Annotated in this window: 6 protein-coding genes; all 6 read right to left on the bottom strand. The window is 71.7% G+C overall.

Annotation, left to right across the window (positions count from 1 at the left end; all coding sequences use genetic code 11):
- Positions 1-2,031: molybdopterin-dependent oxidoreductase (locus QM572_RS06395; protein WP_415091221.1), on the bottom strand; the 2,031-nt coding region annotated here is incomplete at its 3' end.
- Positions 2,032-2,110: 79 nt separating this feature from the next.
- The gene (locus QM572_RS06390; RefSeq protein ID WP_415091219.1) at positions 2,111-3,796 is read right to left on the bottom strand and encodes a dipeptide ABC transporter ATP-binding protein; all 1,686 of its coding nucleotides are present in this window, start codon (positions 3,794-3,796) and stop codon (positions 2,111-2,113) included.
- On the bottom strand, positions 3,793-4,644 hold the full coding sequence (locus QM572_RS06385; protein ID WP_415091217.1) for an ABC transporter permease: 852 nt from the start codon (positions 4,642-4,644) through the stop codon (positions 3,793-3,795). Before QM572_RS06385 ends, QM572_RS06390 begins: the two co-directional genes overlap by 4 nt.
- Position 4,645: 1 nt before the next feature.
- Entirely contained in the window at positions 4,646-5,680 is a 1,035-nt protein-coding gene (locus tag QM572_RS06380) for an ABC transporter permease (RefSeq protein ID WP_415091214.1), read from the bottom strand.
- Positions 5,681-5,705: 25 nt separating this feature from the next.
- Positions 5,706-7,325, bottom strand: coding sequence for an ABC transporter substrate-binding protein (locus QM572_RS06375; protein ID WP_415091212.1), 1,620 nt, complete (start codon positions 7,323-7,325; stop codon positions 5,706-5,708).
- An 82-nt stretch (positions 7,326-7,407) separates the two neighbouring features.
- On the bottom strand, positions 7,408-8,508 hold a 1,101-nt coding region (locus QM572_RS06370), incomplete at its 5' end, for an acyl-CoA dehydrogenase family protein (protein WP_415091210.1).

The raw sequence follows: 8,508 nt of genomic DNA, 5'->3' as shown, positions 1-8,508 counted from the left end.
GTCGCCGTCGGCCAGCCCGCGCGCCGCGGCGTCGCGCGGGTGGAGCCGGATCGGCTCGCGGCCCGCGACCTTGGTGGCCCGGCTGGCGTCGCCCATGTCGAGCTGGCTGTGCAGCCGGTGCGAGGGCTGGTTGGCCAGCAGGTGCAGGTCGAACTCCGCCGCCAGCGGCGAGGCCCACCACTGGGTGGGCTCGCGCCACTCCGCGTGGCCGCCGAGGTCGGGCAGGCCGAAGCCGGCGAGGGTGGAGGACCACAGCTCGATCCGGCCGCTGGGGGTCTTGAGCGGGTGCGCCTCGGGGTCTGACCGGAAGGCGGCGAAGGCTGGGCCGTTGTCGCCGCCGGTGGCGTCGTACGGCTCGTGGGGGAGGTCGAGGACGCCCTTGTCCCAGAACTCCTCGAAGGGCGGGACGGCGGGGGAGCCCGGCCGCTCGCGCCACTCGGTGTAGATCCGCTCCAGCCAGCCGCGGGCGTCGAGCCCCTCGGCGACGTCGGCGCCGAGGCGCCGGCCGAGCTCGGTGTAGATCCAGAGCTCCTCGCGCGCCTCGCCCGAGGGCTCGCTCACGCGGCGCATGGCGCGCAGCCGGGTGTCGCCGGCGCCGGCGGCGATGTCCTCGCGCTCCAGCGTCGAGGCTGCGGGCAGCACGATGTCGGCGTGCTTGGCCGTTGGGGTCCAGTGCGTCTCGTGGACCACGAAGGTCTCCAGCCGCGCCAGGGCCGAGCGGAGCCGGCGCAGGTCCTGGTGATGGTGGAAGGGGTTGCCTCCGGCCCAGTAGGCCAGCCGGGTGTCGGGCAGCGTCAGCGTCTCCCCGTTGAAGGGGAGCGGCTCGCCCGGGTGCAGCAGCAGGTCGCTGATCCGGGCGCACGGGATGTAGTCGCCGACGGGGTTGGCGCCCTGCGGGAAGGTCGGCAGCGGCACCGGGCGTACGCCGACGCCGTAGTCGCCCATCGAGCCGAAGCCGTGCGCGAAGCCACCGCCCGGCAGGCCGATCTGGCCGAGGAAGGCGGCCAGCGTCAGCGCGGCGAAGACGGGCTGCTCGCCGCGCTCCCCGCGCTGCAGGCTGTAGACGACGTTGACCAGCGTCCGCGACGAGGCCATCTCGTGGGCCAGCGAGCGGATCCGGTCGGCAGGCGTCCGCGAGATGGCCGCGGCCCACTCGGGCGTCTTGGCGACGCCGTCGCCCTCCCCGAGGACGTAGGCGCGGACGCGTTCGGCCCCGACCGTGTGACGGGCCAGGAACTCCTCGTCGGCGAGGCCGTCGACGACGAGGGTGTGGAGGAGCGCGAGGATCACCGCGGTGTCGGTGCCGGGCATCACGCCGACCCACTCCGCGCCCAGGTCGGCGAAGCTGTCGTCGCGCTGCGCCGTCAGCGACACCACGCGGGTGCTGCGCCCGACCTCGCGGGCGTGGCCGGTGCCGATGTGACGGTCGTGCCCGCCCGGCACCACCCAGGTGTTGGAGCGGCGCAGCCCGCCGAAGGTCACGAGGAGGTCGGTGTGCTCGGCGATGTGGCCCCACGACACGGGCGCGTGCCGCAGCTCCATCATCCCGGCCTGGCCGATGAGGTGGGGGAGGAGCACCATGCTCGCCCCGCGGCTGTAGTCGCTCACCGACCGGGTGTAGCCGCCGATCCGGTTGAGGAAGCGGTGCAGCTGCCCCTGCGCGTGGTGCAGCCGCCCGGCGCTGCTCCAGCCGTAGGAGCCGCCGAAGATCGCGCTGTTCCCGTACGTCGTGCGCATCCGGTCCAGCTCGCCGGCGACGAGATCGAGCGCGGTGTCCCAGTCCACCTCGACGTACGCCGAGCCGTGCTCGCCCCGCGCCGGGTCCGCTCCCGGACCGCGGTCCAGCCAGGCCCTCCGGACGGCCGGGCGCAGCACGCGCGAGCGGTGCCGGTGGCCCGAGGCCACGTTGCCGATCGCCGGCGAGGCGTCCGGGTCGTCGGCGTGCGGCCGGGCGGCCAGCACGGTGCCGTCGGCGTCGACCTCGACCTGGAAGGTGCCCCAGTGCGCGCTCGACTCGAGCAGTCGCTTCATGTCTGACCGCGCCGCGGTCCTCCCGGGGTCCCCGGGCGATGGTGCGGAGCGCAGCGGAGCAGAATCGGCTGGGGTGTGCTCATGCGGTCGCCTCGACCCCCGGGACCTCCGAGGCGACGGGTGCGAGGGTCTGTCCGGGGATCGCCGCGATCAGCTCGCGGGTGTAGTCGGTGTAGGGGCGGTCGAGGATCTGCCCCACCGGCCCCTGCTCGACGATCCGGCCGCGCGCCATCACCGTCACGGTGTGCGCGATCTGGCGCACGATGGCGAGGTCGTGGGAGACGAAGACGTAGGTCAGCCCGAGGTCGGCCTGCAGCCGCACGAGCACGTCGAGGATGTCGGCCTGGACGCTCACGTCGAGCGCCGAGGTCGGCTCGTCCAGCACGATCACGTCGGGGCGCAGCACCAGCGCGCGGGCGATCGCGACGCGCTGCCGCTGGCCGCCCGAGAGGTTGGTCGGCCGCCGGTCGAGCAGGTGCTCGGCGAGGCCGACCTGCGCCAGCGCCTCGAGCACCCGCTCCTCCCGCTCCGCCTTGGTGCCGATCCGGTAGCGGTCCAGCGGCTCGCGGATGATCCGCCGGACCTTCCAGGTGGCGTCCAGCGAGGTGAAGGGGTTCTGGTAGACGAGCTGCAGGTGACGTCGTACGTCGCGCAGGGAGTCGTGCGAGCGGTTGCTCACGACCTCGCCGTCGACCCGGATCTCGCCGTGCGTGGGGGTCTCGAGGCCGAGCAGCATCCGCACCGCGGTGGTCTTGCCCGAGCCGGACTCGCCGACGATCGCGTGGGTGGTGCCGGGAGCGACCGAGAAGCTCGCGTCGCTGACGGCGTGCAGCTCGTGGCCGTCGACGGTGAACGTCTTGACCACGTCGCGGAACTCGATCCGCGGGCCCGGTGTGCCCGTGCCGTCTCCGCCGCGCGCGCCGACCTCGATCCGCGGCCGGTCGCGCAGCTCGGCGTAGCGCTCCGGGTTGAGGGAGGGCACGTCGGCGTGCAGCTTGCGGGCGTACTCCGACGCGGGGCTGGTGAACACCTGCGTCGTCGGGCCGGACTCCTGCACGCGGCCGTCCTTGAGCACGACGATCTCGTCGGTCCGGTCGGCCGCGATGGCGAGGTCGTGGGTGATGAGGAGCAGGCTGATCCCGCGGGCGGCCTGGAGGCCGCTGAGCAGGTCGAGGATCCGCTTCTGGATCGTGACGTCGAGCGCGGAGGTGGGCTCGTCGGCCACGATCAGCTTCGGCTCAGGGATGATCGTCAGGCCGATGAGCACCCGCTGCAGCATCCCGCCCGAGAGCTGGTGCGGGTAGGACTCGAAGACCCGCTTGGGGTCGGGCAGCCCGACCTGGTGGAACGCGTCCAGCACGATCCCGCGCTTCTGCGCCCGCGACAGCGAGGAGTCGAGCAGGTCGACCGCCTCGCGCGCCTGGGCGCCGATGGTGCGGACGTGGTTGAGGGAGTTGGTCGGGTCCTGGGGCACGAAGCCGAGCTCGCGCCCGCGCAGCGGGCGGAAGCGCCGCTCGGGGATGCCGAGCACCTCCCGTCCCTCGAAGTGGATCCGGCCGACTGAGCGGCCGAGGTCGCGGGGGAGCAGGCGCAGCACCGAGCGGGCGATCGTCGACTTGCCCGAGCCCGACTCGCCGATGAGCGCCAGGCTGCGGCCTTGCTCGAGGGCGAAGCTCACGTCGTGCACCACCGTCGTCTGGCCGTAGGCGACCGAGAGGCCCTCGACGCTCAGAAGGGGGTGTGCGCCGTCATCGGGGCGGGTCATGAGGTCCTCCGGAGCCAGCGGCTGATGCGGTTGAGGGACAGGACGGTGGCGACGATGACGGCCGCGGGGGCGTAGATCAGCCACGGCGCGAACGGGAACCGCTCGCCGTCGGCCACGAGGCGGCCCCAGTCCGAGGCAGGGGGCGGGTCGCCGTACCCGAGGAAGGCGAGACCGGCGATGACGAGGATCGCCAGGCCGAACTGCAGGACGGCCAGCGGGATGATCGAGCGCGACGCGTTGGGGATGATGTGGGAGAAGAGGATCTGCGCCTTCGACCCGCCCTGGAGGAACGACGCCTCGATGAAGGTCGCCTTGCGCACCTTGATCACCTCGGCTCGCATCACGCGGGCGAAGACCGCGATCGCGGTGACGCCGGTGGCGACGGCGGCGTTGACGGTCTTGAAGCCCAGCGCGCTGACGATGACGACGGCGAAGAGGAAGCCGGGGATGGCGAGCAGCACGTCGGTGAGGCGGGCGAGCACGACGTCGGTCCAGCCCTCGAGGAAGCCGGCGAGCAGGCCGATCAGGCTGCCGACGAGCACGCCGATGGCCACGGCGATGAGGGCGCTGGTCACCGAGGACGCCGCGCCGTGGACGACGCGGGAGAAGAGGTCGCGGCCCAGGTCGTCGGTGCCGAAGAGGTGCTGCGCGCTCGGGCCGAGCAGCTTCTCCGACGTGACGCCGTTCGCGGGGTCCTGGTGGGCGAAGAGGCCGGGGAAGAGGGACCACAGCACGATGACGGCGAGGACCAGGAAGGACAGCGCGACCCCGACGGGCAGGCCCGCGATCGAGGCGAGCGTACGCCGGCGGGCGAATCCGCCGCCGCGGGTGATGACCGAGACCGACATGTCAGGCCGCCTCTCCGGGGGTCAGGGCGGACGGGGTGAACGGGCCGGGGGAGCGGCCGGGCGCGGGCAGCGTCTTCTCGGCGGCCCTCGTGTTGCCGGCGATCCGGACCCGCGGGTCGAGCAGGGGGTAGATCAGGTCGGCGACCAGGTTGACGATCACGAAGACCGCCGCCGACAGCGACACGACCGCCTGGAGGACCGGCGTGTCCTGCTGGGTCACCGACTGCTGCACCAGGGCGCCGAGGCCGTTGCGGCCGAAGATCTGCTCGGTGATGACCGCGCCGCCGAGCAGCTCGCCGACGATCAGCGCGATCACGGTGACGACCGGCAGCGACGACGGCTTGAGCAGGTGCAGCGCGAAGAGCCTGAACTGGGTGAGGCCGCGCGACCGCGCGACCGACGCGTACTCCTGGCCGGCCTCGTGGTCGAGGTTGGCGATCACGACCTCGGCGAGCTGGGCCGAGACCGGGATGCCGAGCGTGAAGGCGGCGAAGAGGGTCGCGGTGCCGCTCTCGGCGTCGATCACGGAGAAGAGCCCGAGGTCGAAGGAGAAGACGACGAGGATCAGGAGCCCGATGACGTAGTTCGGGATCGAGAGGAAGAGCGCCGGGAAGGCCCGCAGGAGGTCGCGCCCGGCCCACGTCGGCAGGGCGTAGGTGCCGTAGCCGATGAGGAAGGCGAGGACGAGCGCGACCACCAGGGCCGTCCCGGCCAGCAGCAGGGTGGACTTGGCGACGTCGCCGAGCATCCCCGCCACCGGGAGGTTGGTCCGCAGCGACAGCCCGAGGTTGCCGGTGAGGAAGCGCGAGAGGGACTCCCACAGCTGCACGAAGATGTTCTGGTCGAGCTTGTAGTACGCCACGATGCTCTCGACCTGGTCGGCCGAGAAGCCGCTCTCAGGGTCGTTGAGCCGTGCCGACACCGGGTCGCCCGGGAGAACACTGATCACCAGGAAGGTGGCCACGTAGGCGAGCAGGATCACGAGGATCGCCTGCCCGATCCGCTTCAGCACGTAGATGCCGTAGGAGTCCCTCATCGCATGTCTTCCGCTCGGTGGTCCGTCAGTCGCCGATGCTGGCGTTGGCGAACCGGGTGAAGGCGGTCGAGTCCTGGACCAGCCCGTCGAGCTTGGACGAGGCCAGGATCGGTCGCTGGACCAGCTGCGTGATCGGGATGAAGTACGCCTGCTCGAGGACGTACTTCTGCAGCTCCGCCAGGTCGGTGTTCCGCTGGTCGGGGTCGGTCGCCGTGATGATCTTGTCCCGGAGCGTGTTCAGCGTGGTGTCGGAGCTGCCGACGTTGAACCAGTTCTCGCCCTTGTCCGTGAGCACGTTCGCGGCGGTCGAGGCGTCGCCGAAGGACCGGGTGGTCTCGTAGGCGGCCACGTTGTCGGCCAGGATCTTCACCTTCTCGCCGTACGTGATGACGTCGTAGGCCTGGACGTTGACCTTGATCCCGAGCTTGCCGAGCTGGGTCGCGATCAGCTGGTCGACCTGCTTGGAGGTGCCGAGGTAGGGGTTGGCGTAGAGCGTCAGCTCCAGCGCCTTGCCGTCCTTCTCCAGGATGCCGTCCGCGCCCTTGGTGTAGCCGGCGTCGGCGAGCAGCTTCGCCGACTCGTCGGCGTCGTAGTCGAAGGTGTCGCTCTCGTCGGCCACGCCCGGGACGGTGTCGTTGAAGAACGACGTCGCGGCCTTCCAGTCGTCGGTGTAGACCGTCTTGATGATCTCGTCCCGGTCGATGCCGTGCTGCACCGCCTGGCGGACCTTGACGTCCTTGAAGATGTCGGTCTTGGTGTTGAGCGACCAGCCGTAGACGAAGCCGATGTAGACCGGCGTGTAGACCTCGAAGCCCTGCGACTTCAGGTCGGTGATCTGCTGCGGCGTCGGGTTGTAGGCCACCTGCGCCTGGTCCGACTGGACCGCCGCGGTGCGGACCGCCGGGTCGGCGTTGATCTTGTAGGTGATCGTGTCGATGTGGGCGGCGCCCGTGTTGCCCGAGGCCTCGGGGCCCCACGCGTAGTCGTTGCGCTTGGTCAGCACGACCGAGTCGTCGGCCTTCCAGGACTTCACGACGTAGGGGCCCGAGCCGAAGTTCTTCGACAGGTCGGCCTGGTCCTCCGCCGTGCCCTCGAGCGCCTTCGGCGCGTACAGCGCGGAGCCGGCGTACCCGAGGGTGGGGATGAAGCCGAGGGTCGGGGCGCTGAAGTTCACCTGGACCGTGGTGTCGTCGACCGCGGTGGCGCTGGTGTAGGTCTTCGGGAAGAGGCCGATGGCCGCGATGCCCTTGTCGGCCTGGCCCTTGGCCCAGTAGTCGAGATTGGCGACCACGGCGGCGGCGTCGAGCTTCTCGCCGTCGGAGAAGGTCACGCCCGACTTCAGGTGCAGCGTGAACTGCGTGTAGTCGTCGTTGTTCTCCCACGACTCCGCGATCCAGGGCGAGGCCTCGCCCTTGTCGCTGACGTAGACGAGCTTGTCGTAGATCTGGTCGAAGACGTTGCCCTGGAAGCTGGAGAACGAGGCCGAGTTCGGCACCCAGCTCGCCCCGAGGGAGTCGATGAGGAAGGTGATCTGGCCGCCGTCCTTGCCGGATCCGGAGGCTCCGGACGAGTCGCTGCCGCAGGCGGCGAGGGAGAGCACAGTCGTCGCTGCTACGGCCGCGAGGGCGGTCTTTCGGAGGTTCATCAAGGTTCCCTTTGCGAGTTTCCCCTGTCGTCGTCGACAGGTGAGGGTGGGTGGTGGGTGGGTGGTGCCGTCGGCCGGAGGGTCAGACCCCGAGGACCCTGCGACCGGCGGCGAGGAGCGCGGTGTCCTCCTGGGGCGGGTGGACCCGCACGCAGAGGACGTCGCGCAGATGGCGCTCGAGGGCGTGGTGCCGGGAGAGCGCCGGGTTCCCGAGAGCTGAGACCGCGGTCTGCACGGCGGTGATCACCGAGCGGGCCACGGCGGCCTTGAGGACGGAGAGCTGCGGTCCGACGGAGGTGTCCCCGCGCTCGAGGCGCAGGATCGCGCCCTGGATCAGCGTCTCCGCCTGGGCGATGAGGAGGTCGATCTCGCCGGCGACGACCTGGATCCGCTCGGTCTCGGCGATCGGGCGGCCCAGGGCGGCCGGCACCCGCTCGCGGGCGAAGTCGGCGAACGCCTGGCGGGCCGCCCGGGCCACGCCGACGTAGAGCGCGGGGTGGCCGAAGCTGCCCGGACCGGCGGCCATCGAGGCCGGGTCGCGGTAGACGCCGTCGGCCCCGCGGGGGATCTCGGTGAACGCCTCGAGCGGCAGCTCGACGTCCTCGTAGATCACGTCGTGGGTGTTGGAGGCGCGCAGCCCGAGGTGGTCCCAGGTCTCGACCCAGGTGATGCCGGGCAGGTCGGCAGGGACGATGACGTGGCCCACGCGGGGAGCGTCCGGGTCGCCGTCGGGCTCGTTGGCGACGGCCCAGACGACGTGATAGGCCAGCGCCGTCCCTCCGGTGGCGTAGGCCTTGTGGCCGTTGAGCCTCCAGCCGGTCGCCGTGCGGGTCGCGGTCGTCGACGGCAGTCCGCCACGGGCCGGCGCCCCGAGCTCGGGCTCGGCGCGGATGGCGTTGATCGGCGCGGCGCCCTCGGCCGAGCGGCGCAGCACGTCGGCGTAGTAGGCCTCGGGCCAGTGCGCGTGCAGCGCCTGGCCGGCATGGGCCATGAGGGTGTTCGCGGCGATCAGGGCGACCGACGGGTCGCCCTCTCCGAGAGCCGTGAGGATGCGCACCGTCTCGAGCGGGCCGAGCCCGGGGCCGGCGTACTGCGTCCCGACGGTGGCGGTGAGGAGGCCGGCGCGTGCGGCGACCTCGAGCCCGGCGGCCGGCACGGCGCCGGTGGCGTCGTGCTCCGCGGC

The sequence above is a fragment of the Nocardioides sp. genome (genome assembly GCF_047607365.1).
Classification (GTDB): Bacteria; Actinomycetota; Actinomycetes; order Propionibacteriales; family Nocardioidaceae; genus Nocardioides.
This window is presented reverse-complemented; position numbering and strand designations above follow the sequence as displayed.

Excerpts from the sequence above, each read along its gene's own strand:
- QM572_RS06390 (WP_415091219.1), bottom strand. The coding sequence starts at position 3,796 with ATGACCCGCCCCGATGACGGCGCACACCCCCTTCTGAGCGTCGAGGGC.
- QM572_RS06385 (WP_415091217.1), bottom strand. The coding sequence starts at position 4,644 with ATGTCGGTCTCGGTCATCACCCGCGGCGGCGGATTCGCCCGCCGGCGT.
- QM572_RS06380 (WP_415091214.1), bottom strand. The coding sequence starts at position 5,680 with ATGAGGGACTCCTACGGCATCTACGTGCTGAAGCGGATCGGGCAGGCG.
- QM572_RS06375 (WP_415091212.1), bottom strand. The coding sequence starts at position 7,325 with ATGAACCTCCGAAAGACCGCCCTCGCGGCCGTAGCAGCGACGACTGTG.